Consider the following 25,184-nt stretch of genomic DNA (forward strand, 5'->3'; position numbering starts at 1 on the left):
CGTGACGGCGAACGGACTCGACTACCAGGCTGACCTGTCGGTGGCCGATCTCGCCGGCCGGCACGCCCGGCGCTTTCACCGGCGCGATGCCGAGGCAGTGGTCTGTGGCTCCGACCGGCGCACGTGGCGCGAGCTCGACCGGCGGGTGCGCGGGCTGGCCGATGGACTGATTCGTCGGGGGGTTGAGCCGGACGATGTCATCGCCGTGTTCTCGTCCAACCGGGTCGAGTTCTTCGAGATCGTCCTGGCGACGGCGACGATCGGCGCAGTCGTCGCTCCGCAGAGCTTCCGCAGCTCGCTCGCCGAGCTCGAGCACGGCATCGACGCGACGGGCGCCAAGGTGCTGATCGCCGAGTCGACCGGTGATCTCGCCGGTCGGACGGCGGCGATCGCCGCCAGCCGACCGCAGCTGGACGTCCTCGACCTCGAGGCCTGCGAGCGTCTCATCGCCCGGGGCGATCCCACCGTCGAGCGAACGCCGCCCGCCGAGGGCAACGCATTCTGGCTGGCTCTCACCGGAGGCACCACGGGACCACCGAAGCTGGTGCGAGTGCCACACCGGGTGATCGTGCAGATGTGGCTGTACATGGTGATCGAGTTCGAGATCGGGGCGCGTGACACGATGCTGGTCGCCGGGCCACTGCACCACGGCCTGGGCTTCGGCTTCGCGCTCCAGCAGCTCTACGTCGGTGGCCGCGTCGTCGTGCTCCCGCACTTCGACGCCCGCGGTGTCCTGGCCGCCATCGAATCCTCGCGCGCGACCGTGCTGCCTGCCGCACCGACGATGCTCACCCTCATGCTCGACGCCTGGGACGAGCACCCGACCGACCTCTCGTCGCTGCGGACCGTCATCAGCGCCGGCTCGTCGCTCCCGGTCGCGACGAAACAGCGGCTCGCGACCGTCGCGCCCAAGGTCGCGCTCTATGAGCACTACGGGGCCACGGAGGCCGGGTTCTTCACGGTTCTCGGGCCCGAGGACGCAATGCGCAAGCCACGTTCGTGCGGCGAGGCCTTCTTCGGAACGACGGTAACGGTGCTGCGCGACGACGGGAGTGCTGCCGACGTCGGCGAGGTCGGTCACGTCGCCAAGCGCGGCCTGGTCCAAGGGGGCGGGTACGTGCGCAACGTCGCCGCCACGGCGAAGATGTTCCGCGACGGCTGGGCATCGGTCGGCGACCTCGGATACGTCGACGAGGAGGGGTACGTCTTCCTCGTCGACCGGTCCGACGACATGATCGTCAGTGGCGGCGTCAACGTGTATCCGGCTGAGATCGAGGCGGCCATCGAAGAACTCGCCGGTGTCAGCGCCGTCGCGGTGATCGGCGTTCCCGATGAGCGCTGGGGTGAGCTCGTCAAGGCCTTTGTCGTCGTCCGGCCCGGCCACCAGGTTGACGAGCGGGCGGTTGTCGACGCGTGCACGAGTCGTCTCGCCGCCTACAAGCGTCCTCGCCTCGTCGAGTTCGTCGACGAGCTGCCGATCAGCGCCGCCGGGAAGGTTCTCAAGCGCTTGCTGCGAGAACGTTGAGTCAGTCGACGGCGGTCTGGGCACGGCCGCGGTCGAGGACCGCCTCGCGCCGGCCGGCGATCGTCGCCGGGTCGACGAGCGCGTGCATGCGCCGGGCGACAGCACCCTCGTGAGCGACAGCGTCCGTCGGCGACAGGTCGGCGGCTTCCCGGTAGGTAGCGAGCACGGCGCGGACGATGCGCTGGTCGGCCGATGCGATGTCCGCGGCGAGTCTGCGCGCGGCGGCGGGGAGCTCCTCGTCCGGGACGACGTCGACGACCAGGCCCCATCTCAGGGCCGTCGAGGCGTCGATGAAGTTTCCCGAGAGGCTCATCGCCAACGCCGCCCGTTGACCGATCGCCCGGGGGAGGAGGGCGATCATCCCGCCGCCGGGGAACACCCCGACGCGGGCGTGCGTGTCGCCGAAGCGCGCCGACTCGGCGGCGATGAGGATGTCGCAGTGCAAGGCCAGCTCGAGCCCGCCCGTGACGGCCGGGCCGTTGATCGCGCCGATCACTGGCTTGTCGGTCTCGACCCACATCCCGTTGCCGGGTGTCCACGGTCCGTCCTCGGAGTCCAACGGGCTGAGGTTGTGGGCCGAGGTGCTGAGCTCGACGAGGTCGAGGCCGGCGCAGAACGCCCGCCCCGACCCCGTGAGCACGATCACGTCGACCTCGTCGGACTCGATCGCCTGGTTCATCCGGGCCGTGACCGCTCGAGCGAGCGCGCTGCTGATCGCGTTTCGCCGCTCGGGGCGGTTCAAGGTGACGGTGCCGATGCGCTCGGAGATGTCGAGCCTGACGAGATCTTCGGTCATGACGTGGGGATCACGACAACGGCGTGGGCTGGGTCTGCCCCTCGACGATCACGGGCTCGTCGCCGAGCACCCAGTGCTCGCCGTCGAACGTCATCATGTAGGCACCTTCCATCGGGTAGCGGTCGTCGGGACTCTCGGTGTGCAGGCGGATGCCCGGCAACATCAGCCCGACGCCGTCGGCGTCCCAATCGAGCATGGCCTCCATGAGGCCGTCGCGCGTCGGCGTTTCCATGGTGGCGAACAAAGCGGCGGCCATCTGGCCGACCAACCAGCCCGAGCCGGCGAACGGATCGTTGGGATCGGCGCCGTACTTCTCGGCGTTCTCCCTGAATTCGATGACGGCCGGATCGTCGGCCCAGATCTCATCGGTCACTTCCTTGTACCAACCGAGCGACACGAGCCCTTCTGCGATGTCGAGCCCCACCGGCTCGAGAACCGACGCGATGTTGCTCCCTGACGTCTGCGTGATGCGCAGTGGCTCCCAGCCCAACTCGTGAATCTTCGTCAGGGCCTGCGCCGCGTACTTCGGGGTGGCGATCATGAAGAACGTGTCGGCACCGGTCGCCGCGAGATTGGTGATCTGGGAGTCGACCGTCGCATCGGTCGTTTGAAAGCTCTCGTCGCCGACGATCTCGATCGTGGTGCCTTCGACGGAACGCACGAACGCTTCGTAGGTGCCCTTGCCGAAGTCGTCGTTCTGGTACAGGATCGCGACGGTGGCGTCGGGATTCTCCTCGAGCAGCCAGCCACCGAACACGCTGCCCTCGGTCGAGCCGACGATCGAGAACGGAGTAGCGAGGGGCCAGCGCTCGCCATCGCCCCATTGATCCGAGGACGACGAGACGAAGGGCATCGGCACGCCCTCTTCGTGGGCGTACGGAGCAACCGCGGCTGCGACCGGCGAGCCGAAGACGTTGAAGAGCGCGAAGACTTCATCCTGCTCGACGAGTCGCCTTGCTTCCTCGACTCCACGCTGGGGTTCGTAGGCGGTGTCGTACGTGATGAACTCCACGCGCCGGGTGAGGCCGTCGCCGAACTCGATCCCACCGTTGGTCTCGTTCATGTACTCGAAGAACGCAGCCGCCCCGTGGCCTTGGGCGCCGAATGCGGAGACCGAGCCGCTGAAGGGATAGATGCCCCCGAGCACAATCTCCTCGTCGGAGATGCCGGGATCGGGATAGTCGGAACCGGCGCCGGCAGCGCCGGCGCCGATGATGAGGGTTGCGGGGGCGAGCGCGAGGGCCAGGAGGCCCGCCACCGCTCGCCGGACACGTCGTGGATGATGCATGGGATTCCTTCGGGTGTTGCTGGTGTGCTGGATTCGAGAAGGGGCCGGTCCGTGCGCCGGGCGCTCGAGCGGACCGAGGACTGATCAGGACGACGCGTTCACCGGTTCGGGAAGCTCGGCCGGTGGCGACTCGGTGAAGGGCTCGTCGTCGCCGGCCACTGGCGGGACGGGGGGATCGGTGATGGTGACCACCCGGCCCAGCAACCGCTTCGCCAAGCCGACGATCCCCGTCGGCATCACGATCATCACGACGATGAGCACCACGCCGTAGAGCAGCGTGGCCAATGAGTCGTTGACCGACGAGGCGAACTGAGGGACGAACTGGACGAACGCGGCGCCGACAATGGCGCCGGAGATGGTGCCGAGACCGCCGACGGCGATGGCGGCGAGGAACGTGACGGACAAGAGGAGGGGGAAGGCTTCGGGTGAGACATACCGGATGGCAAGGACGTAGAGCACGCCGGCGACGCCGGCGAACACGCCGCTCATCGCGAACGTGAGTGCCTTGTAGATCCGCGAGTCGATTCCCATGGCCGCGGCGGCGAGGGGGTTGTCCTTGATGGCCACGAGCGCTCGGCCGAACGCGCTGGATGTGAGGTTGCGGGCGATCACGAACATGACGACCGCGACGACCAGGGAGATGAGGTACACGTACTGCTCGTCCTCGATCGGTAGCCACGACGGAGGTCGGAGTCGCGGCACCGAGAGCCCGGCGGCGCCCCCCGTGAGACTGCCGAACCGCTGGAGTACCGCCGTCGTCGCCATCGCCAGGGCCAATGTCACGATGGCGAGGTGCAGGCCTTGCAGCCGCAGCGCGGGAATGCCGACGAGGAGGCCGACCAGACCCGATGTCGTCGCCGCAGCGACGAGGCACAACACGACATTGGTGTCGTAGCGGTGCATGAGGATCGCCGCCGTGTACGCGCCGACCGCGAACAGCGCGTTGTGGCCGATCGAGATCTGTCCGCTGTAGCCGACGAGCAGGTTGAGACCCATCACCGAGACGGCCCAGATCAGCACGAGTGTGAGCTGGAACACCCGGAACGAACCGACCATGAACGGCAGCCAGGCCAAGAACCCGAGTCCGAGCACGAGGGACGCGATCGCGAGACAGCGCGTCGTGGCCGAGCCTCGGACGAGTTGCACGCTCATCACACCCTCCCGACGGCGGTGCGCCCGAACAGGCCGTTGGGCTTCACCAGCAGCACGCCGATGATGAGGACGAATGGCACGAGGATCTTGAGATCCGAGCCGACGAAGTCGATGTAGGTCCCGGCGAGGTTCTCGCTGACGCCGACGATGAGCCCGCCGAGCACGGCGCCGAGCGCACTGTCGAGGCCACCGAGGGCGGCCCCGGCGAATGCGTACAGGAGGACGGCGAACATCATGTTCGGCTCGAGGAACAGCTTGGGGGCGATGAGCGACCCACCAAGCGCACCCAACGCCGCCGACAGGCCCCAGCCGAGCATCATCATGCGTTGCGCGCTGATGCCGACGTTCTCGGCCGCGCCCGGGGCGAGTGCAGCCGCCCGCATTGCCAGGCCGACCTTCGTCCGCTGGAACAACAGGTACAGCAGCACCATCTGGACGGCGACGACGGCGAGGGTGAGCACGCTGCGGACGCTGAGGCGAACATCGCCGAGCGCCCACACCGACGAGGGGAACGCGCTCGGGAAATCCTTGATGTAATACGTCCAGATCCAGCCGGCGGCCGCGTTCAGCACCAGGAAGAGCCCGAGGGTGACGACGACGACGGCGAGGTGGTTGTCGTGGTCGACATGACGCACGATCGCCTGTTGGATCGCCATCCCCCCGATGAACGACAGCACGACCGAGATGAGGATCGCCGGGACGACGGGCACCCCCCACGACGTGAACTGCCACGCGACGTACGTCGAGAACATCGCCATTTCGCCTTGGGCGAAGTTGAGGACGTTGGTCGAGCGGTAGATGAGGACGAGTCCGAGCGCCATGGCCGCGTAGATCGAGCCCGATGCCAGGCCGTCGACGATCTGTTGGAAGAAGCGAGTCATTTCAGGTCCCCAGGTAGGAGCGTTGGACGGACACGTCGCCCGCCACCTCGGCAGCGGGGCCCGACAACACGACGCGCCCGGTTTCGAGAACGAAGGCCTCGTCGGCGAAACGCAGGGCGACCTTGGCGTTCTGCTCGACGACGAGCATCGTCGTGCCGAGCGAGTCCTGGATCGAGCGGAGGATCTCGTAGACGGCCGCGGTGATCGTCGGTGCGAGGCCTTGCGACGGCTCGTCGAGCAGCAGCACCTTGGGCCGGAGCATCAGCGCCCTGGCGATGGCGAGCATCTGTTGCTCCCCGCCGCTCAGGCTCCCGGCCAGCTGGCGGCTGCGCTCGCGGAGCCGGGGGAACCAGGTGAACTGCTGCTCGATGTCCTCGTCGAGGCGGTCGCGGCAGTAACCGCCGAGACGGAGGTTCTCGAGCACCGTGAAGTCGGCGAAGGTGCCCCGACCCTCCGGCACGTGGGCGACGCCCAAGCGGGCCATCGCCGATGGTGAGCGACGCGTCAACACCGACCCGTCGAACTCGACGGTGCCGGAGGTGGAGATCGATCCACACAGGGCGCGCAAGACGGTTGTCTTGCCGGCGCCGTTCGGTCCGAGCAGTGCGGTGACCTTGCCCGCGTCCACCGTGAAGGACACGCCGTGGAGGGCCCGAAGCCTGCCGTAGCTGGCGTGGAGGTCGGAGACCACAAGGCGACTCATGAGTCGGTTCCCAGGTAGGCCTCGATCACCGCTGGATCGTCGCGGACGTCGGACGGCGCGCCATCGGCCACGACCCGCCCGAAGTTGAGCACGACGATGTGCTCGGAGATGTTCATGACGAGCGCCATGTGATGCTCGACGATGAGCACCGAGACGCCGAACTCGTCGCGGATCTGGCGCAACGACTCGCCGAGCTCGAGGGCCTCGGAGTGGGTGAGCCCGGCGGCCGGCTCGTCGACGAGCAGCAGGCGGGGTCCGCTGACGAGGGCGCGAGCCAACTCGACGCGCTTGAGGATGCCGAACGGGAGTTCGCCGACGGACATCGTCGCGTAGTCGCTGAGGCCGAGCCGCTCCAGCGCGGAGAACGCGGCTCGACGCAGTTGACGCTCGGATGCCCTCGTCTTGGGAAGGCGCAGCCCTCCTGCGATCAGCCCACTGCGTGCGAGGTGGTGGGCACCGACGAGCACGTTGGTCAAGACGGTCGACGATCCGAAGAGCCCGAGGTTCTGGAACGTGCGAGCGATGCCGAGCTCGGCGCGCCGGAAGGCGGGCTGGCCGACGAGCTCGACGTCACCGAGGCGGATCGACCCCCCGGTCGGCTGGTAGAGGCCGCTGATGCAGTTGAACAGCGTCGTCTTGCCGGCGCCGTTCGGACCGATCAGTGCGCAGATCTCTCGCTCGGCGACCGCGAAGCTGGCGCCGTCGAGCGCAACGATCCCACCGAACCGGATGGTGACGTCGCTCACCGACAGCAGGGCGGAGACGTTGACGTCGGGCCCGGGCCGCGTGAGGTCCAGCGCTGGTTCAGTAGTGATGTCGGTACCCCCAGGTTCACTCGATGCCGCCCCCGCGGCATCGGTCGGTCAATCAGCCGGCTTCGAGCAGCAGCCGCTTCGCCTCGGCGGGATCCGGAACGAATCCGGGTGTGTCGACGCACAGCTCCAGCAGGTTGCCGTTGGGATCGGTGAAGTACGTCGAGCGTGACCAACCGTGGCGCAGGACCATCGGCTCGGGCTCGCCGGCTGCCGCGAAGCGCTCCCGGACCTCGGCGACGTGCTCGGCCGTGGCTCGGAGCGCCACGTGGTTCACCCACGCCGGGAGCCCGAGTCCGGTCGAGATCGCCGTGTCGAACGAGTCCGGCTCTCCGACGCCGTTCAGCTCGAAGAAGGCGATGCACGATCCGTCGCCGAGGTCGTAGAAGAAGTGGCGCAGATAGCCGTCGCCCAGTTCGGTCCGCTCGGTGTGCACGAGCTGAAGCCCGAGCAGCTCACCGTAGAACCGGTGCGTCGCGGCGACGTCCTTGCAGACGAGAGCGATGTGGTGCAGCGCGGTCTGGGCGGTCGACGAAGCGGTCACATCAGTGGTCACGTCAGTGGTCACATCGTGATGTTGGCACGCTCCAAGGCCAAAAATCAATACTGACGTCGAAACCGAAAAGAAGTATTTTCGTCATTGACGTCGAAATCAGGACTCTGTAGATTGCGGGGATGTCCGACCCAGAATCTCCGGTCGTTCGCGTGTCCGAGCCATCGGTGGGCGTTCGAGTTCTCGAGCTCAATCGACCCGATGCGCTCAACGCACTGAGCCCGACGCTCGTGATGAGTCTCCATGCAGAGCTCGATCGGCTGGCGGTCGACGACGACACCAGGGTGGTGGTGTTGACAGGCGCCGGACGGGGGTTCTGCGCCGGAGTGGACTTGCACGGTGAGCCGTTCCCCGTGCCCGGTGACGTGAGCGAGCAGCGCCGCTGGTTCATCGTGCAGAAGTGGTTCTCCGGACTCGTCCTCAAACTGCGGGCGATCCCGCAGCCGGTGATCGCCGCGGTGAATGGTCCGTGCGCTGGGGGCGGGTTCTCCCTGGCCATGGCGGCCGACATCCGTGTCGCCGACCCGACCGCATTCTTCGTCGCCGCCCAGGTGAACATCGGTCAGGCGGCGTCGGAGATGGGCGCGTCCTACATGCTGCCCCGCATCGTCGGGGCCCGGGCGAGCGAGATCCTCCTGACCGGCCGTCGCGTGGGCTCCGAGGAAGCCGAACGCATCGGGCTCGTCAGCGAGGTGACGGCTCCGGGACAAGCCCGGACCCGCGCCGAGGAGATCGCCGCGCAGGTCGCCGCCAAGGCGCCCCTTGCGCTCAGGCTGACGAAGGAAGCCTTCAACACCAGCGCGGTCGCCACCTCGCTCGAGCAGGCGATCGCCGCCGAGGATCGAAGTCAGGTCCTCTGCGTGCTGACCGACGACTGCGCCGAGGGTCAACGAGCATGGCAGGAGCAGCGGCCGCCGGTCTACCGGGGCTGAGACCAACGAGACGGGGGATGTTCATGACGTCGATCGGTTCCGAGCGATACCTGGAGGGGCGGGTCGCACTCGTCACCGGAGCCGCTCGCCCAGGTGGCATCGGCCGGGCGACCGCGCTGCGGCTCGCCCGGCTCGGCGCGGCCGTCGCGTGCGTCGATCTCGGTCGGCCACCCGACCACGCGCCCGATCACGGCGTCGGTTCGCTGGACGATCTGCACGAGACCGTCGACCTCGTGCAGTCCCTCGGCGCCCGTGCCATCGGCGTCGTCGCCGACGTGTCGGACGTCGCGCAGATCGACGCGGCAGCGGCGCGTGCCCACGCTGACCTCGGGCCGGTCTGGGCGTGCTGCGCGATCGCCGGTGGCGTGGGCTTCGGCAACGGGATCGTCCCTCTGCTCGACCTCCCCGAGCCTGCGTGGGACTGGGCGGTCGACGTCAATCTCAAGGGGGTGTGGGCGACCGCCCGGGCGTGCGTGCCGCAGATGATCGCCGCTGGAGAGGGTGGCCGTCTGATCACCATCACGTCGGCCGCCGGTCTCCGCGGCGCGCGCCACTTCGGCGCCTATGCCGCAGCGAAGGCGGGCGTCATCGCGCTCACGCGGTCGTTTGCGCTCGAGCTCGGGCGGTGGGGGATCACGGCCAACTCGGTCGCGCCAGGAATGATCGACACGCAGGCCTCGCAGCCGGTGAGGGAACGGCTCGCCGCCCGGGATCGCCTGGACGAGTACCGCGACGAGATCCCACTCGGTCGGTTCGGAACCGCCGACGAGATCGCCGGCGCCATCGCCTTTCTCTGCGGCCCCGATGCGGCCTACGTCACCGGCGACGTGCTCAACCTCACCGGTGGTCAGGTGATGAGCTGACGACTCGGCGTCCGGTCATGCCACCGACTCCATGACCCCGCGGGCGGCGTTGAGCACGTGACCGTCCATGCGGAAGGCCGCGTCGCCTTCGTACCGCTGCCGCAGTTCGGCCAGATGGCTGTCGGGGTCCACGGTGAGCGCCGCCGCGGCATCGAAGGTGTGAAGCATCGCCTCGGTCGGCTCGTCGCCGGGCTCCCACCGCGTGCCCCAGACGTCCCACGGCAGCATCTCGACCTTGTTCAACGACGCCAGGTCGAGGCGGAGGTTGCCGGCGATCCAGTGCGCTCCGTGTTCGTCGATGGCCGAGAGTCCGCACCGAGCTGCGTCGAGTTCACCACGCCGCCACGCCTGCCACGCGTGGCCGGCGGTCACGAACTCCGAAGGCATGAGCGCGAAGCGATCCCCGGTGAAGCCGATCCGTCGCCGCCACTCCGAGTCGAGCTGAGCATCCACCATGTCCCATCGCCCGGCCGAGTCGTTCCAGTACTCGGCGATCCAGTGGTCCTCGAGCCACCCAGGGCGGAAGTAGGCGCCGAAGCCACACCGCGCTCTCGCCGGCACGCCGGCCGCGCGCAGGAAGGCGACGGTCAGGCGGCTGAACGCGTGGCAACGGGCGCCCACCCGGTGTTCCGGGGGCCGCGGCTCGGCGAGCGGGCGCGGATCGACGGTCCGGATCACGTCGAGCAGGCGGGCCGTGTCCCGCTCGTGGATCGCGTCGGCCTGCTGCGGTGTCAGCCGGACGCCGTAGAACGGTTCGGCGACGACGTCGTAGATCAGCAGCCCCTGCACCACCTCGACGACCTCGCGCACGTCGGACGACGAGAACTCGTCGCGACCGAGTGTGGTGAAGCGGCCCGGTGCGGCGAAGTGGTCGAGCGTCGTCGGGTCCATCGGTCAGGCCGTCGCGGTCGGACGGACGTCGACCGCCACCATGCCGGCGCGGTGGGCAGCCTCGATGCCGAGGTCGCTGTCCTCGAACACGACGCATCCGGCCGCGGCGACCCCGAGGCGGCTGGCGGCCTCGAGGAACACGTCCGGCTCGGGCTTGTGCCGCTCGGTGTCCTCGGCGGCGACGATGGCGTCGAACCACTGGAGGGCACCGATCGCCGTCAAGGTGTGGCGGACGACGCGGTGCTCGCCGCCGCTCGCCACGGCGATCGGCAGGCGGCCCCGGTACTTCTCGGCGATCGCGGCGACCGGTGCGATCGGCACGATGCCGTCGTCGGACGCCATGAAGCGGTCCTCCTTGGCGACGGCGATGGCGGCCACCGTCGCCTCGTCGAGCACGACCCCTTGCTCCTCGGCGACGATGCGCACGATCCTCGGGGTGGGAACACCGGCGAGCCCGTAGAACCGCTCCTCGGGGAACTCGAGGCCGTGGGCGGCCAGCGTCTCGCGCCATGCGAGGTAGTGCGCGGGCATCGTGTCGGCCAACGTGCCGTCGCAATCGAAGATCAGCGCCGTGGTCCCCTCGGGTGCGAGCCAGTCGTCCAGCCGCGTGTCGAGAACAATCATCGGGCCAGTCAAGCGGTCGGCAGCTCGATCGATGCGCCGAGCGCGACAGCGACCGGCGATCGACTGTGACAGGGGCCGCGTATCGTCGACTCCGTGAGTGACGAGGGCCCGACCGCCGTGTGGTCGATCGAGCAGGTCGTCGCGCTCGCCGCCCGCTCGGTGCGATTCGCCGCCGGCGAGGCGATCGCCGTGCCCGCCCGGTGGTCCAACACCGGCGTCGGGGAGCGAGGCCTCTGGGGTCGCTACGACGGCGGCTCGGCCGAGCCCTACGACGTGGCCGTCGACCATGTCGGTGTCGCCTACCGCTGCACGTGCCCCAGCCGGGTTCATCCCTGCAAACACGTCGTCGGGCTGCTCGTGCTCTGGGTCCGCTGGAACGTGCCGACGAGCCCCGAGCCGGCCGGGGTCGTGTCCTGGCTCGCCCGCGTGAACCCTGGGCGAGCGGCCGGGCCGGGCATAGGCGCCGAGCCGGCGGCCCCGACGCCCGCCGGCCCCGGCCCCGGGGCCGGTGAGTCCGAGCCCACGCCCCCGCCCGCCGACACCAGCAGCGACCCCGCCGATCTCGAACGTCAGCGCGACGAGCGGGTGGCGCGGCTGCGCGCCGGGCTGGTCGAGCTCGATCGGTGGATCGGCGATCGCATGCGCACCGGCCTGGCCGATCCGTCGATCGCCCGCTTCGCCACCTGGGACGAGCTGGCCGCCCGTCTCACCGACGCGCGCGCCGGTTCCCTCGCCAACCGGGTGCGGCGGCTCGCCGGCAAGGTGGGCGCCTCGCCCGACTGGCACGCCGACGTCCTCGCCGAGCTCGGCGTCCTCCATCTCATCGCCGTCGCCGGGCAACGCGTTCCCGAGTTGCCCCCCGAGCTCGCCGACGCCGTCGCCGTGGCCTGTGGGTGGCTCATCCGGTCGGCCGACGTCGAGGCGTCCGTGCCCGAGACCGACACCTGGCTCGTCGCCGGTCGCAGCGACAACCGCGAGGATCTCATCGAGGTGCGGCGGGTCTGGCTCTACGGGGCCAAGTCGGGGGAGTGGGCGCTCTCGCTGTCCTTTGCCGCCTATCGCCAGTCGCTCGACACGACGCTGCTCGCCGGCACGTCGATCGTGGCCGACCTGCATCGGTACCCGGGCCGAGCGCTGCGCGTCATCGTCGGCGAGCGTCACGATGGGCCGGCCAACGGCGTCGACCTTGCCGAGACCGCCGCGCTGACCGTCGCGGCCGCATGCGACGCCGTCGGTCGCCGGCTGGCCCGGGAGCCCTGGCTGGAGCGCGCACCGGTCATCGTGCGGGCCGCACCAACCATTGGCGACGGCGGCTGGGTGCTCACCGACGCCACCGGTTCGCTGCCCCTCGTGGTCAACGAGTCGCTGCCCGTGCTGCTGGCCGCCTCGGCCGGCGCTCCGGTCGTGGCGGCGGCCGAGTGGACGGCGGCCGGCCTGGTCCCGCTCACGGTGTTCGCCGACGGGCGCGCGCTCGACATCGGCCCCCGCGCCGACACGTCGTTCGTGAGTGCGGCGTGAGCGCAGCGAGCGCCGGCCGCCCGAGCGAGCGCCAGCGAGCCGGCGCGACGATGGGGCGCGAGCGCAGCGAGCGGGGGCGCAGCCCCCGGGATGACGGCGTGAGCGACACCTGGGAGGCTCTCGTCACGACGGGGCTCCTCGGCACCGACCGCCGCGACCCCCCGCCTGTGCCGCCCGGCCCGGTCGCCGACGTCGTCGACGACACGCTCGATGCCTCGCCGGCCGGCCGGCTGCTCACCGCTGTGGCCGCCACCGTCGTCGCCCGCCGCTGCGGCATGGTGCCGCGGCCGCCGCAACCGCTGCTGCAATCGCCCCCACCCGACGACCGGCCGTTGCTGCCGGTCGCCGCGGCGAGGCGTTGGCATGGCATCGCCGCGTACTGGCCGGTCCTGGAGCCGGAATGGGTCGCCGCCGCCACGGCGGTCGGGTGGCGCCCGTCGGCCGACGTGCTCGTCGCCATGCTCGAGCGATCCCGGCGTTCTCCCGACCGCTTCGCCGCCGTGATCGAGTTCGGTGGGCCGCTCGCCCGCTGGCTGATCGATTACCTGCCCGACCACCTCCCGGTCCCGTCGGGACGGGCGCGGTCGGGTGAGGCGACCGCCACGCTGGCGGTTCCCGCCGAGCTCCAGGCGGGGTTCGAGTTGACCCCGGCCGAGTTCGCCGCCGTCGTGGTCACCGGCATCACCGACGGGATGTTCCGCTGGGCGCACCGCACGGTCCTGCTCAATGCCATCGCTGCGATGCCTGCGGCCTTCCTCGACGACATGATCTCGGCGCTCGCCGCCGGTCGCGCCGCCCACGAGGAACGCGCCCGCGCCGGCGAGGCCCCCCTCTCCGGCGCCCCCACGCCGCTCGGCCTGTGGGAATCGCTGATCGAACTGGCCACCGTCCGCCGCGACATGCTCGCCGAGCTCACCCCGCAGCTCTCTTCACATCACGACGACGAGGAACATGACTGATCACCCGATTCTGAGACCTCACGCCGAGGACGCGTCGGCCGTCGAGCTGGCCGCCCTCGCCGCCGTCGACGATCGTCCGCGGCCACCGAACTGGAAGCTGTCGCCCTGGGCGGTGGTGTCCTATCTCATGGGCGGGCAACTCGCCGACGGGACGGTGATCGCTCCCAAGTACGTCGGGCAACGTCGCCTCGTCGAGATCGCCGTGGCCACGCTGGCCACCGACCGGGCACTGCTGCTGCTCGGCGTGCCGGGCACGGCCAAGACCTGGGTCAGCGAACACCTCGCCGCCGCCATCAGCGGATCGTCCACCCTGCTGGTGCAGGGGACCGCCGGCACCACCGAGGAGTCGCTCCGCTACGGATGGAACTACGCCCGGCTGCTCGCCGAGGGGCCGACCGAGGCGGCGCTCGTGCCCAGCCCGGTGTACCGGGCGATGCGTGCCGGTCGCCTGGTGCGCGTCGAGGAGCTCACCCGGATGCCGTCGGAGGTCCAAGACGCCCTCGTCACGGTGCTGTCCGAGAAGGTGCTCCCCGTGCCCGAGCTCGACACCCCCACTCGATCTGCAGAGGTCGCCGCCGTCCCCGGGTTCAACCTCATCGCCACCGCCAACGTTCGCGACCGTGGCGTGAACGAGATGTCGAGCGCGCTCCGGCGGCGGTTCAACACCGTGGTGTTGCCACTCCCGGCGACGGCGGAGGAGGAGATGGCCATCGTGTCGCAACGGGTCGGCGAGCTCGGGCGAGCCCTGTCGCTGCCCGAGGTCCCCGACGCCGCCACCGAGATCGCCCGGGTGGTCACGGTCTTCCGCGAGCTGCGCAGTGGGCAGACCACCGACGGGCGCACCAGCCTCAAGACCCCGAGCGGCACGCTGTCGACGGCCGAGGCGATCTCGGTGATCACCAACGGCATCGCCCTCGCCGCCCACTTCGGCGACGGCCACCTCCGGGCCGACGACGTGGCCGGCGGCATCGTCGGGGCCGTGGTGCGCGACCCGGGCACCGACACGGTCGCCTGGCGCGAGTACCTCGAGGGGGTGGTGCGCGATCGCGATGGCTGGGACGACTTCTACGCAGCCTGCCGGCAGCTCGACTGACCCTGCCGACGACGTGACCCGGACCGCCGGTGGCGCCGGGTCGGGCGGCCGGCGGCTGCACGTCTTCGGCGTGCGTCACCACGGACCCGGCAGCGCCCGCTCGGTGTTGCGCGCTCTCGACGAGGTGCGCCCGGCGGTGGTGCTCGTCGAGTTGCCGGTCGACTGTGAGAGCGTGCTGAGGTGGATCGCCGATCCCGAGCTCGTCGGACCGGTCGCCCTGCTCGCCACGCTGGTCGCCGATCCGGGCCGTGCCGCGTTCTGGCCACTCGCCGAGTTCAGCCCGGAGTGGCAGGCCGTTCGTTGGGCGCTGGAGCACGAGGTTCCCGTGCGACCCATCGACGTGCCCGCCGGGTGGGTGCTCTCCGGGCAACTCCCGGGCGACTGGGGCGATGACACGCTCGACGTCGCCGAACGCCGCGTGTCCGACCCGCTGGCCGCCCTGGCCGCCGCGGCCGGAGACTCCGACGCCGAGCGTTGGTGGGAGGACGTGGTCGAGCATCGGGGCGACGGCACACCGGCGTTCGAGGCAGTCGGCGAGGCGATGACCGCCGTCCGGGACGGCACGTTCACGTCGCCCCGCGACGCCACCCGCGAAGCCCACATGCGCCGGGCGATCCGCCTCGCCGTCGCCGAGCACGATCCGGCGCCGGTGGCGGTGATCTGCGGAGCGTGGCACGTGCCGGCCCTCGATCCCACGGCCACCACGGCGGCCGCCGACGCCAAGGTGCTCAAGGGACTCGGCCGCCCCGCCGCCGCGTCGCGCGCGGCGATCACGTGGGTCCCGTGGAGCGATCGCCGCCTCCAGCGGGCGTCGGGCTACGGCGCCGGCGTCGCCTACCCGGGCTGGTACCGGCACGTGTTCGCCCACCCGGGACCCGAGGGCGTCAGCCGCTTCTTCGTCGACGCCGCCACCGCCCTCCGGCGCCACGGCCTGGCGGCCTCACCCGACCATCTCATCGGTGCGTCGCGGTTGGCCGACGCGCTCGCCGCGCTTCGCGGCCGCCCGCGTGCCGGCCTCGCCGAGGTGCTCGACTCGGCGGGGGCCGTCCTCGCCGATGGCGCCCACGTCGCCGGCCGCCAGTCGTCGCTGGCCGATCTGCTCGACGAGCTGACGATCGGCGACGGCGTGGGCTCGGTGCCTCCGTCCGCGCCCCAAGTGCCCTTGGTGAAGGACGTGGCCGCGGCGCAGCGGGCCGCCCGCCTCAAGCCGGAGAGCGCCGAGGTGACGATCGAACTCGACCTGCGCACGCCCAACGGCCTGCGACGATCCCACCTGCTGCATCGACTCGCGGTGCTCGGCGTCGACTGGGGGATGCCCGACGAGGACCGTGGCACGCGTGGCACGTTCCGCGAGACCTGGACATTGCGGTGGGACGCGGCGATGGCCATCCGCCTCGTCGAGTGCTCGCCCTACGGCACGACGCTGGTGGACGCCGCCTCGGCGATGCTGGTCGAGCGGGCCCGCAACGCCGACCGGCTCCCCGTCGCCGCCGGGCTCGTGCAGGCCGCCTTGCTCGCCGATCTGCCCGCTGCGGTCGGCGACGCCGCCGCCGCCCTCGGCACGCTGGCAGCCAACGCCCCCGACGTCGCCGACCTCGTCGACGCCCTGCCGCCCCTCGCCAACGCCCTCCGCTACGGCGACGTCCGCGGATCGGACTCGGCCGCCCTCGCCACCGTCGTCGACGAGTTGGTCGTGCGGGTCATCGCCGGCCTCGACCTGGCGTGCCGGTCGCTCGACGATGACGCGGCGACGGCGATGACCGAGCGGCTCAGCTCGCTGCAGGGAGCGCTCGCCGTGCTCGACCACCAGGCGCGCCGCCGCGACCTGCCCGAGGTGCTGGCCGTGGTCGCCGACTCGCGGACGGTGCACGGCTTGGTGCGGGGCCGGGCGACCCGCCTGCTCCACGACGCCGGCTGGTGGACGCCGTCCGACGTGTCGGCACGGGTCGGGCGTGCCCTCACCGCGGGCACGCCGGCCGCCGACGGCGCCCGCTTCGTCGAGGGATTCCTCGCCGGGTCGGGCACGGTGCTCGTCCACGACGCCGAGCTGCGGGGGGTCGTCGACGCCTGGATCTCGTCGATGAGCCACGACGGCTTCGCCGATGCCGTCGCCCTCCTGCGGCGCACGTTCGGCGCGTTCGAACCGGCCGAACGGCGCCAGATCGGCGCCCTGATCCGGGACGCCGGTGGTCAGCACACCGCAGCGGCAGGAACCGACCTCGATCACGAGCGGGTGCTGCTCGGCATGACCACGGTGCGCCACCTTCTCGGCCTCCCCGTGGACGGTGGCCCATGAGTGCCGAGCCGCGGGTGTCGGAACAGGAGCGTCTGCGGCGCTGGCGGCTCGTGCTGGGCGGCGGCGACGCCGACGGCACCGACGCCCAGCTCGACCGCGACGACACACGTGTCGACGTCGCGCTCGGCGCCGTCTACGACGCCGGCACGAAACGCACGCGTGGCACGGGCGCCCGTCGCACGGGTGGGCTCGCCCGGTCGGCGCCGGCGGTCGCCCGGTGGCTGGGCGACATCCGCCGCTACTTCCCGACACCCGTGGTGCAGGTCCTGCAGCGCGACGCGCTCACCCGGTTCGACCTCACGCAGCTCCTGCTCGAGCCCGAGCTGCTCAACGAGATCGAGCCCGACGTCCACCTCGTGGCCGTCCTGCTCGAACTCAACCGTCTGCTCCCCGACGAGACCAAGGCGACAGCCCGCCAGGTGATCGCCACCGTGATCGACCGGCTCGAACGACAGCTCGGCGATCGCACCCGCGCCGCCGTCACGGGTGCGCTCGCCCGCAGTACACGCACCACGCGTCCGCGCCCGGCCGACATCGACTGGCCGCGCACGATCCAGGCGAACCTGCGCCACTGGATTCCCGAGCGCCGCACGGTGGTGCCCGAGCGACTCGTCGGTCACGCCCGGCGCGGTCCGGCCCTGGCGCGGGACGTCATCGTCGCCGTGGACCAGAGCGGCTCGATGTCCGACAGCATCGTGCACGCCTCGCTGTTCGCGTGCGTCCTGGCCCGGATGCCGGCGCTCCGCACCTCGCTCGTCGCGTTCGACACGTCGGTCGTCGACCTGTCCGACCAACTCGACGACCCGGTCGACGTCCTGTTCGGCGTCCAGCTGGGCGGTGGTACCGACATCGCCAACGCCATCGGCTACTGCCAGCAGCTCGTCGAGCGGCCGGCGCAGACCTTGCTGCTCCTCATCAGCGACCTGTTCGAGGGCGGTGACCCGTCGCTGTTGCACCGCCGGATCGAAACCCTCGTCCGGTCGGGCGTCAACGTCGTCGTGCTGCTCGCCCTGTCGGACGAAGGCACCCCGATGACCAACCACCACGAGGCCGCCACGCTCACCGAGCTCGGCGCGACGGTGACGACGTGCACGCCCACCGAGTTCCCCGACCTCCTCGGCTCGCTGATCTGACCGGCGTTAGCCGATCGAGACCCGGACGAGGCCGTTGCCCTCGCGGCCCCACACGTGGGAGCTGTCGCCGCTGCGCGCCAGGCACTGGCCGCCGGGCATCGCCGTCTCGCCGGTGACACGTCCGTTGCCGTCGATGCTGAACACCGCGCTCCGGCCGGCGGCCGAGCCGCGGACGAGCGCGCCGTCCTCACCGGCACCGATCACCGCCAGGGCGTTGCCGAGGTCGAGATACTCGACGAGGTCCAACGACTCCAGGTCGTACAGGGCGGGGGCCCTGCTGGCGGCCACCCACACGCCGGTGGCGCCGGCGGCGAGTCCGCACTCGTCGACGGCGCCGAAGGGCACGTCCCGATCGTCAAGGACACCGGCGTCGGCCGGGTCGAGCCGGTAGAGCTGACCGTTGGAGGTGACGGCGTACGCCCACGACGCTCCGATCGTCACCGCGGTCACCGGCCCGGCGAGGTCGTCGGTCCGCCCGAGCTGGTCCAACGTCGCTGGATCGAGGACGATCACGTTGTCGAAGTCGCCGATCACGACGGCTCGGTCCGATGCCGCGATCGGGCCGACGGCGACCGACTTGCCGCCCACGGATGCGATCTCGATGCGGGTGACCTCGGCGAGCGTCTCGGCGTCGAGCGCCACGACGGTGTCGGTGGACTCGATCGTGGCATAGAGCGTCGTCGAGTTCGCCGCCAGACCGGTGATCTCGTCGTCCAACTCGGCGCGCGCCTCGACGCCGCCGCTCGAGCCGTCTCGCCGCTCGATCGCCCCGCCGAAGTAGCCGATGTAGAACCCGTTCGTGCCACTGGCGAGCGTGGAGGTCGCCCCGTCGGTGTCGATGCGTCGCGGTCGTCCTCGACCCCCGATATCGCCGGTGTCGGCGAGCCGGAGTTCGCTACGTTTCCCCGCCGTGCCTGGACGACGACACCGATTCCGCGCTGCCCTGACCGCGTTCGTCGCCGCCACCACGCTGGCCGGATGTGTCGGCGCGATCGACCGCAGCGACTTCGACGACGAGATCAAGCGGCGCGGTGGCGGGCTGACCTCCGACCTGACCGTCGACGCGTTCGCCGCCCTGGGCGAGCGAACGGGCGCGACCGACCCGGAGCTGTTGCACCTGACGATCTCACTGCCGTCGCGGGTCGTGTCCTTCGAGGCGCGCGACCCGCAGCGTCGCGATCAGGTCGACGGCTACACGTTCCGCGGCGGCGACCTCTCCGACGGCGACCCCGTCCAGGTGACCGGCTCGGAGCCGCTCGAGGCCCGGACGTTCCGGGCCAGCGAACTCCCGGCGCTGACCGACCTCGAGTCGCTGGCCGACGAGGCCCTCGCCGCGCTCGGTTTTGCCGACTCCTACGTCTCGAGCGTCGGTGTCTGGGGCACGACGAACCCGCCGGAGATCACGCTGTCGGTCGAATCCCCTCGATCGCGTGGATCGGTGCGGTTCACCGGCGACGGCACTCTCATCGAGGCGGTGCGGCAGTGAGGCCGAAGTCCCCGATCCGCACATTCCTCCTCCGTACGGTCATCGTCGGCTTCATCGCCCTGTTCGTCGGGTTCGTCGGCGAATGCATCATGATGGCCATCTGGCCGGGCGAGGCGAAGCTGCTTGCACCCGTGTTCTGCGACGCGGGGCAGTCCGAGGCCATCGTGGTCAGCGACACCCACCGGGACGCCCGCGGTGCCAGTACGAACTTCACGATGTACTGCGTGGGCGATCGCGGCGACTACACGAACGTCGGCTGGATGCGGCCGATGCTGCTGCTGGCGTTGATCCACACCGCGATCGTGCTGCTCCTGTACCACGGCATCCGTGCCTACGGGCGGCTCCGCCGGTACCGCGACCGGCGCGACGTGAACGGCGGCCGTTCTGGCGCCGCGGCCCCTACGTTGGGAGGGTGACGTCTCCGACCCCGGCCGCTGGGCCTGACGCTCGTGGCCGCGACGATGCCGGCCGCGATTCCGGCAAGGACGAGCTGCTCAGCGCCGACATCCGGCTGCTCGGGCGGCTGCTCGGCGACGTGGTCCGCGAACAGGCGGGGGACGAGGTGTTCGCCCTCGTCGAGGACGTTCGCCAACGCGCCGTGGCCGACCGGCGCGACGGCCGCAGCCCACTCGGCGGGTTGGCCGAGTCGCTCCCGAGTCGGGCGATCACCGACCAGCTCCATCTGATCCGGGCGTTCGGCTGGCTCTCGCTGCTGGTCAACACGGCCGAAGACGTCCATCAGGAGCGGCGCCGGCGGTTCCACCGCGCACGCGGCAGCGGGCCTCAGCCGGGCAGCATCGAGGCCGCTGCCGATCGCTTGATCACCGCCGGTGTCGACGCCGCGACCGCCGCCGATCTGCTGACCAACCTGCGCGTCACCCCGGTCATCACCGCCCACCCCACCGAAGTGCGGCGGCAGACCGTGCTCGAGATCGTCGGCGACCTCTCCCGGCTGTTGCAGCAACGGCCCGACGATCTGAACACGCAGCTCCAGCTCAAGATCCTCACGCTGTGGGACACCGCCTCGCTGCGGCTGTCCAAGCTGCGCGTCGGCGACGAGATCAACGAGGCGCTGCGCTACTACCGGGCCAGCATCTTCGCCGTCGTGCCCGAATTGGTCGCCGACCTCACCGATCTCGCCCGCCGGCGATGGGGCGTCGACGTCGACGTCACGAGGGCCGTGACGATGGGATCGTGGATCGGCGGCGATCGCGACGGCAATCCGTACGTCGACGCCGAGGTGCTGCGGACGGCGATCGACCGCCAGGCGGCGACGGCGATCGAGCACCACCTCGAGGCGCTGCGTCACCTCGAACGGTCGCTGCCGATGTCGGCCCGCCTCGTCACTCCCAGCGCCGAGCTGATCGCGCTCGCCGACGCGTCGGGAGACCGATCGCCGTTCCGGGCCGACGAACCGTATCGGCGGGCCCTGCGTGGCATGTACGGACGGCTCTTCGGTCTCGGCGATCGCGTGCTCGGTGGCCACCCGGCGGCGCCGCTCCCAAGCGTGGAGACCGCCCCCTACGACACGATCTACGAGCTCGGCCGCGACCTGGGCACGATCGCCGCGTCACTTCGCTCGCACGGCGCAGGGGTGCTCGCCGACCGGCTCGTCGTCCCCGTCGCCCGGGCGGTCGCCGAGTTCGGCGTCCATCTGTGCGCCCTCGACCTGCGCCAGAACGCCTCCGTCCATCAGCAGGTCGTCGCCGAGCTGCTCGCCGTGGCCGGCGTCGACACCGATTATCTCGGCCGGAGCGAGGCCGAGCGCACGCAGCTGCTCGTCGCCGAACTGGCGTCGCCGCGCCCGCTCCGAAGCCCGTACGCCGACTACGGCGAGTTGGTCGTCAAGGAGCTCGCCACCCTGGCCGCCGCCGCCGAGGCCGTGCGGCGGGTCGGGTCCGAGGCCATCGCCCACTACGTGATCTCCGGCGCCGAGTCGGCGAGCGACGTGCTCGAGGTCGCCGTGCTCCTGCGCGAGGTGGGGCTCGTCCGCGGCGCACACTCCGACGTCGACATCGTGCCGTTGTTCGAGACGATCGGCGATCTCGAGCGGGCCGACGCGGTCCTGACCGAACTGCTCGACGAGCCTGCCTACCGGCGCCTCGTCGACGGGCGGGGCGGGCGCCAGGAGGTGATGGTCGGCTACTCCGACTCCAACAAGGACGGCGGTTATCTCACGTCGTCGTGGGCCCTGTCGCAGGCTCAGGAACGTCTCGTCGCCGTCGCCGCGGCGCACGATGTGCGTCTCCGCCTCTTCCACGGCCGGGGCGGGACCGTGGGTCGCGGCGGGGGCCCGGCCCACGACGCCATCCTGGCTCAGCCGCCGGGATCGGTCGACGGGCAGATCCGCATCACCGAACAGGGCGAGATGGTCGCCGCCAAGTACGCCCAGCCGGCGTCGGCGCGTCGCAATCTCGAGACCCTCGTCGCGGCCACGCTGGAGGCGTCGGCCGGGCTCGACGACGGGCTCGGCGACGACCGCCAGCGCTTCGCCGAGGCGATGGACCGGCTGTCGTCCGACTCCCATCGGGCGTATCGCGACCTCGTCTATGGCGACGACGACTTCGCCGGCTTCTTCGCCGCGATCACGCCCATCCGGGAGATCTCCACGCTCAACATCGGAAGCCGGCCGGCCTCGCGCACCGGCTCGGGTCGCATCGAGGACCTTCGGGCGATCCCCTGGGTCTTCGGTTGGTCGCAATGCCGGCTGATGTTGCCCGGCTGGTTCGGGAGCGGTTCGGCGTTCGCCGCGTGCGGCGACGAGGGCCTGCTCTCCGGCATGTACGGGCGCTGGCCGTTCTTCCGGTCGGTCGTCGACAACCTCGGGATGGTGCTCGCCAAGGCCGACCTCGACATCGGTCGTCGTTACGCTGCGGCGCTCGTCGGCGACGCCCACGTGCGCAAGCGGATCGTCGACCGGATCGCCGTCGAGTTCGAGCTCATCACCGAGTGGCACGCCCGCATCACCGGCTCACCGGACCCGCTCGCCGCCAACCCCACCCTCGCCCGCAGCATCCGCAACCGCTATCCGTACCTCGACCCGTTGCACGTGATGCAGATCGAGCTGTTGCGCAGGCACCGCGCCGGCGACCACGGCGAACTCGTCGAGCGGGGCATCCAGCTGACGATCAACGCCATCGCCACCGGCCTGCGCAACAGCGGCTGACGCGGGGTGATCCGCGACCGGACTCGGTCCCGGGTTGGTGGTGGGGGTCAACGGCTGGGGCGGGGGCGCCGGAGGACGATCCAGGTGGCGCCGAGGAAGGTGATGGCGAACAGGGAGAGCACGAGCCAGTAGGTGCCGGTGGACAACGTGCCGGCGTCGCCGTAGGAGTCGAGCAGGGGCCGGCCGAGTGGTGAGCCGCCGCCGGACAGGATCCGGCGGGCGCCGAGATCGTGACCGATCGCCTCGAACGCCCAGCGCGAGGGAATCGCCAGGCTGAGTCCGGCACCGGCCGACGCCATGAGGTGCACCGGCAAGATGGCGCCGGAGAACAGCACGGCCGGGAAGCACAGTATCGGCAGAGCCAGCGTCGCCTGGGCCGCCGTGGACACGATCGCCGACGTCAACAGCCCGAGGGCGAGGGCGGCGATGGCGCAGAGCACCAGGCCGGTGCCGATCGACGCGTACGTGCCGAGTGGCCGCGCGGGGAGACGGTCGAACAGGCGCAGGACGGCGAGCATGGCCGCGACGACCACCAGCAGGAACGGCCCGAGGATCGTCACCTTCGACGCCAGGTAGGCGCCGGGTCGGAGTCCCACGAATCGCTCACGGCGCAGGATCGACTGTTCGGTGACGATCTGCAGCAGCCCGTAGGTGAGCCCGAAGAAGAAGGCAGCGAAGACGACCCAGAAGCCGATCATCACCATCGAGCTCGGCGTGGGGTCATCGGCGTCGAACGCGCCGGGCCGGAAGAGGACGGCGAACATGGCGACCACCAGGGCCGGCGAGCCGAGGAGGATGACGAGGGTCAGGCGGTTGCGCACGAGGATCTCGAGCGTGCGCCGCGTCAGCACGGCCCACTGCGTGAGCGGCCCCGCCACCGGACGCACGGCGACGTCGCCGCTCGGTCGGTCGGCGGACGCGCTCGGTGGCGCCGCAGTCCGTTCCCGGGCCGCGTCGACGATCCGGTCGGGATCGGCGAGGAGGGCGTAGAGAGCGGGGATCGAGCCGACCTCGAACCATCCGAGCGCCTCCTCGACGGTTCCGATGAAGCCGACCCGTCCGCCGCGCGTCGTGAACACGATGCGGTCACAGATCGCCAGGTCGTCGACGGAGTGCGTGGTGAAGACCACCGTCGCCGATCGGTCGGCGAGCTGGCGCAGGCGGATGAGCAGCTCGGCGCTGGTGAGTGGGTCGAGGCCCGACGTCGGCTCGTCGAGGAAGAAGACGTGGGGATCGGTGAGCAGCTCGACGGCGATGCTGGCCCGCTTGCGTTGCCCGCCGCTGAGCGCGCCGACACGGACATCGGCCTGGTGGATGAGACCGACGGCTGCGAGGGCATCGGCCGCCGCGGCGTCGACGTCGGCGGCGGTCGTCGACGAGGGCAGGCGCAGACGTGCCGCGTAACGCAGCGTCCGCCCGAGCGGCAGGTCGGCGTGGATGATGTCGTCCTGGGGGACGTAGCCGAGCACGCTACGGAACGCCTCGGCGTTGCCGTGCACGTCGACGCCGTCGAAGCGCACGGCGCCTTGCGTCGCCGCTACGAGCCCGGCGATCGTCTCCAGCAGTGTCGTCTTGCCGGCTCCGCTCGGTCCGACGATCGCCACCAGCTCACCGGGGGAGACGGTGAACGAGACGTCGTCGAGCAGGGTCACCTCCTCGCCGCGGCTGCTCCGGACGCGCCGCGTGAGGTGGTCGACGACGATCCGAACACCGGTGCGTCCGGGGGCCGCGAGCTCGACGGCGGGTGCCGGGGAGGACGTGTCGATGGTCATGGTCAGCTTCCTTCGTGAGTTAGCACGATCGGTCGTGCTAACTCTGGCGACAGTACGACCGATCGTGCTAACTTGTCAACCGTGAAATCTCCCCGACGGACGCGAGCCGATGGTGAACGCACCCGCGAAGCGATCCTCCGGGCCGCCGTCTCCCTGGCCACCGTCGACGGTCTCGAGGGCCTGTCGATCGGCAACCTCGCCGCCGCGTTGGAGATGAGCAAGAGCGGTGTGTACGCCCACTTCGACTCCAAGCAGGACCTCCAGCTGGCCACGGTCGACGAGGCCGAGCGGGTCTTCGACGCCGAGGTCACCGATGCGGCGCTCGCCGCCGCCCCCGGCCTCGCCCGGCTCGTCGCCCTGTGCGACGCGTACTTCGATCATCTCCTGCGCCGGACGTTTCCCGGCGGGTGCTTCTTCGCCGGGGCGATCCTCGAGATGGGCACCAGACCGGGGCCGGTCAAGGAGCGGGTCGCCGCCTTCCAGGGTCGCCTCACCGGCCTCGTCCGCGACTCGGCGGCGGCCGCGATCGAGCGGGGCGAGCTGGCGCCGGATGAAGACCCCGACGCGCTCACGCTCGAGCTCAACGGGCTCATCCTCGCCGCCAACGCCGCGTTCGTGCTCGATGGTGACGAGCGCGCCGTCGCCCTCGCCCGCCGCGTCTCCCACCGGCGGCTCGGAGCGGGTGAGAACGACGCGGTGACCGCGACCGGCTGAGGCCTCGTCGGCCACCCGCAGCGGCCG

23 protein-coding genes are annotated in these 25,184 nt (G+C 70.9%); 12 read left to right on the forward strand and 11 right to left on the reverse strand.

Features of this window, described 5'->3' with window-relative positions; translation table 11 throughout:
- Position 1: 1 nt before the first annotated feature.
- A complete protein-coding gene (locus DN771_RS18345; protein ID WP_162942107.1) occupies positions 2-1,525 on the forward strand; it encodes a class I adenylate-forming enzyme family protein in 1,524 nt (507 codons plus the stop codon).
- Position 1,526: 1 nt separating this feature from the next.
- On the opposite strand, the gene DN771_RS18350 is transcribed toward DN771_RS18345, so the two are convergent.
- The 7 genes from DN771_RS18350 to DN771_RS18380 all read right to left on the reverse strand — a co-directional run bounded on the left by DN771_RS18350 (position 1,527) and on the right by DN771_RS18380 (position 7,725).
- Complete coding sequence (locus DN771_RS18350; protein ID WP_116999008.1) at positions 1,527-2,321, reverse strand: enoyl-CoA hydratase; 795 nt, start codon at positions 2,319-2,321, stop codon at positions 1,527-1,529.
- 10 nt (positions 2,322-2,331) lie between these two features.
- A complete protein-coding gene (locus tag DN771_RS18355; protein ID WP_116999009.1) occupies positions 2,332-3,609 on the reverse strand; it encodes an ABC transporter substrate-binding protein in 1,278 nt (425 codons plus the stop codon).
- Positions 3,610-3,693: 84 nt separating this feature from the next.
- Positions 3,694-4,761, reverse strand: coding sequence for a branched-chain amino acid ABC transporter permease (locus DN771_RS18360; protein ID WP_116999010.1), 1,068 nt, complete (start codon positions 4,759-4,761; stop codon positions 3,694-3,696).
- Positions 4,761-5,642, reverse strand: coding sequence for a branched-chain amino acid ABC transporter permease (locus DN771_RS18365; RefSeq protein ID WP_116999011.1), 882 nt, complete (start codon positions 5,640-5,642; stop codon positions 4,761-4,763). The genes DN771_RS18360 and DN771_RS18365 overlap by 1 nt, the downstream gene beginning before the upstream one ends.
- A gap of 1 nt (position 5,643) precedes the next feature.
- Complete coding sequence (locus tag DN771_RS18370; RefSeq protein ID WP_116999012.1) at positions 5,644-6,345, reverse strand: ABC transporter ATP-binding protein; 702 nt, start codon at positions 6,343-6,345, stop codon at positions 5,644-5,646.
- Positions 6,342-7,100 (reverse strand): ABC transporter ATP-binding protein, encoded by a 759-nt coding sequence (locus DN771_RS18375; protein WP_116999013.1) that lies wholly within the window; start codon positions 7,098-7,100, stop codon positions 6,342-6,344. Before DN771_RS18375 ends, DN771_RS18370 begins: the two co-directional genes overlap by 4 nt.
- 112 nt (positions 7,101-7,212) lie before the next feature.
- Positions 7,213-7,725: a VOC family protein gene (locus DN771_RS18380; protein WP_162942108.1), complete on the reverse strand. Its 513-nt coding sequence runs from the start codon at positions 7,723-7,725 to the stop codon at positions 7,213-7,215.
- 107 nt (positions 7,726-7,832) lie between these two features.
- Here DN771_RS18380 and DN771_RS18385 point away from each other — a divergent pair, with 107 nt between their 5' ends.
- Together DN771_RS18385 and DN771_RS18390 are read left to right on the forward strand one after the other, a co-directional pair.
- Positions 7,833-8,642, forward strand: a complete 810-nt coding sequence (locus DN771_RS18385) for an enoyl-CoA hydratase/isomerase family protein (RefSeq protein ID WP_116999015.1) — start codon at positions 7,833-7,835, stop codon at positions 8,640-8,642.
- A 17-nt stretch (positions 8,643-8,659) separates the two neighbouring features.
- Positions 8,660-9,505, forward strand: a complete 846-nt coding sequence (locus DN771_RS18390) for an SDR family NAD(P)-dependent oxidoreductase (RefSeq protein WP_162942109.1) — start codon at positions 8,660-8,662, stop codon at positions 9,503-9,505.
- A gap of 15 nt (positions 9,506-9,520) precedes the next feature.
- Here the strand turns inward: DN771_RS18390 and DN771_RS18395 are convergent, their stop codons facing one another.
- Positions 9,521-10,396 (reverse strand): transglutaminase domain-containing protein, encoded by an 876-nt coding sequence (locus DN771_RS18395; RefSeq protein ID WP_116999017.1) that lies wholly within the window; start codon positions 10,394-10,396, stop codon positions 9,521-9,523.
- A 3-nt stretch (positions 10,397-10,399) separates the two neighbouring features.
- Positions 10,400-11,020 (reverse strand): HAD family hydrolase, encoded by a 621-nt coding sequence (locus tag DN771_RS18400; protein WP_116999018.1) that lies wholly within the window; start codon positions 11,018-11,020, stop codon positions 10,400-10,402.
- A 93-nt stretch (positions 11,021-11,113) separates the two neighbouring features.
- Here DN771_RS18400 and DN771_RS18405 point away from each other — a divergent pair, with 93 nt between their 5' ends.
- Genes DN771_RS18405 through DN771_RS18425 form a run of 5 tightly spaced genes read left to right on the forward strand, consistent with a single transcriptional unit; the run spans position 11,114 to position 18,019 of the window.
- On the forward strand, positions 11,114-12,538 hold the full coding sequence (locus tag DN771_RS18405) for a hypothetical protein (protein ID WP_116999019.1): 1,425 nt from the start codon (positions 11,114-11,116) through the stop codon (positions 12,536-12,538).
- On the forward strand, positions 12,535-13,497 hold the full coding sequence (locus DN771_RS18410) for a DUF5691 domain-containing protein (RefSeq protein ID WP_116999020.1): 963 nt from the start codon (positions 12,535-12,537) through the stop codon (positions 13,495-13,497). Before DN771_RS18405 ends, DN771_RS18410 begins: the two co-directional genes overlap by 4 nt.
- Positions 13,490-14,590, forward strand: coding sequence for an ATP-binding protein (locus DN771_RS18415; RefSeq protein ID WP_116999021.1), 1,101 nt, complete (start codon positions 13,490-13,492; stop codon positions 14,588-14,590). Before DN771_RS18410 ends, DN771_RS18415 begins: the two co-directional genes overlap by 8 nt.
- Before the next feature lie 13 nt (positions 14,591-14,603).
- On the forward strand, positions 14,604-16,886 hold the full coding sequence (locus DN771_RS18420) for a DUF5682 family protein (RefSeq protein WP_116999022.1): 2,283 nt from the start codon (positions 14,604-14,606) through the stop codon (positions 16,884-16,886).
- Positions 16,883-18,019: a VWA domain-containing protein gene (locus tag DN771_RS18425; RefSeq protein WP_116999023.1), complete on the forward strand. Its 1,137-nt coding sequence runs from the start codon at positions 16,883-16,885 to the stop codon at positions 18,017-18,019. The genes DN771_RS18420 and DN771_RS18425 overlap by 4 nt, the downstream gene beginning before the upstream one ends.
- A gap of 6 nt (positions 18,020-18,025) precedes the next feature.
- On the opposite strand, the gene DN771_RS18430 is transcribed toward DN771_RS18425, so the two are convergent.
- Positions 18,026-18,736, reverse strand: coding sequence for a PQQ-binding-like beta-propeller repeat protein (locus tag DN771_RS18430; RefSeq protein ID WP_162942110.1), 711 nt, complete (start codon positions 18,734-18,736; stop codon positions 18,026-18,028).
- A gap of 193 nt (positions 18,737-18,929) precedes the next feature.
- Here DN771_RS18430 and DN771_RS18435 point away from each other — a divergent pair, with 193 nt between their 5' ends.
- The 3 genes from DN771_RS18435 to ppc are packed head-to-tail and all read left to right on the forward strand — an operon-like array spanning position 18,930 to position 22,671.
- Entirely contained in the window at positions 18,930-19,505 is a 576-nt protein-coding gene (locus DN771_RS18435) for a hypothetical protein (RefSeq protein WP_116999025.1), read from the forward strand.
- Positions 19,502-19,921, forward strand: coding sequence for a hypothetical protein (locus tag DN771_RS30480; protein ID WP_227462405.1), 420 nt, complete (start codon positions 19,502-19,504; stop codon positions 19,919-19,921). The genes DN771_RS18435 and DN771_RS30480 overlap by 4 nt, the downstream gene beginning before the upstream one ends.
- A complete protein-coding gene (gene ppc, locus DN771_RS18440) occupies positions 19,918-22,671 on the forward strand; it encodes a phosphoenolpyruvate carboxylase (RefSeq protein ID WP_227462406.1) in 2,754 nt (917 codons plus the stop codon). The genes DN771_RS30480 and ppc overlap by 4 nt, the downstream gene beginning before the upstream one ends.
- 47 nt (positions 22,672-22,718) lie before the next feature.
- Here ppc and DN771_RS18445 read toward each other — a convergent pair whose 3' ends face one another.
- Positions 22,719-24,443 carry an ATP-binding cassette domain-containing protein gene (locus tag DN771_RS18445; protein ID WP_116999027.1) on the reverse strand — a complete coding sequence of 575 codons (1,725 nt, stop codon included), beginning with the start codon at positions 24,441-24,443 and terminating at the stop codon, positions 22,719-22,721.
- 81 nt (positions 24,444-24,524) lie between these two features.
- On the opposite strand from DN771_RS18445, the gene DN771_RS18450 reads away from it, so the two are divergent.
- Complete coding sequence (locus DN771_RS18450; protein WP_116999028.1) at positions 24,525-25,157, forward strand: TetR/AcrR family transcriptional regulator; 633 nt, start codon at positions 24,525-24,527, stop codon at positions 25,155-25,157.
- The last annotated feature ends 27 nt before the right edge of the window (positions 25,158-25,184 follow it).

This window comes from Desertimonas flava, assembly GCF_003426815.1.
Classification (GTDB): Bacteria; Actinomycetota; Acidimicrobiia; order Acidimicrobiales; family Ilumatobacteraceae; genus Desertimonas; species Desertimonas flava.

Bases quoted from the DNA above. Each gene is read 5' to 3' on its own strand.
- DN771_RS18350 (WP_116999008.1), bottom strand. From the start codon at position 2,321: ATGACCGAAGATCTCGTCAGGCTCGACATCTCCGAGCGCATCGGCACC.
- DN771_RS18355 (WP_116999009.1), bottom strand. From the start codon at position 3,609: ATGCATCATCCACGACGTGTCCGGCGAGCGGTGGCGGGCCTCCTGGCC.
- DN771_RS18360 (WP_116999010.1), bottom strand. From the start codon at position 4,761: ATGAGCGTGCAACTCGTCCGAGGCTCGGCCACGACGCGCTGTCTCGCG.
- DN771_RS18365 (WP_116999011.1), bottom strand. From the start codon at position 5,642: ATGACTCGCTTCTTCCAACAGATCGTCGACGGCCTGGCATCGGGCTCG.
- DN771_RS18370 (WP_116999012.1), bottom strand. From the start codon at position 6,345: ATGAGTCGCCTTGTGGTCTCCGACCTCCACGCCAGCTACGGCAGGCTT.
- DN771_RS18385 (WP_116999015.1), top strand. From the start codon at position 7,833: ATGTCCGACCCAGAATCTCCGGTCGTTCGCGTGTCCGAGCCATCGGTG.
- DN771_RS18390 (WP_162942109.1), top strand. From the start codon at position 8,660: ATGTTCATGACGTCGATCGGTTCCGAGCGATACCTGGAGGGGCGGGTC.
- DN771_RS18395 (WP_116999017.1), bottom strand. From the start codon at position 10,396: ATGGACCCGACGACGCTCGACCACTTCGCCGCACCGGGCCGCTTCACC.
- DN771_RS18400 (WP_116999018.1), bottom strand. From the start codon at position 11,020: ATGATTGTTCTCGACACGCGGCTGGACGACTGGCTCGCACCCGAGGGG.
- DN771_RS18415 (WP_116999021.1), top strand. From the start codon at position 13,490: ATGACTGATCACCCGATTCTGAGACCTCACGCCGAGGACGCGTCGGCC.
- DN771_RS18425 (WP_116999023.1), top strand. From the start codon at position 16,883: ATGAGTGCCGAGCCGCGGGTGTCGGAACAGGAGCGTCTGCGGCGCTGG.
- DN771_RS18445 (WP_116999027.1), bottom strand. From the start codon at position 24,443: ATGACCATCGACACGTCCTCCCCGGCACCCGCCGTCGAGCTCGCGGCC.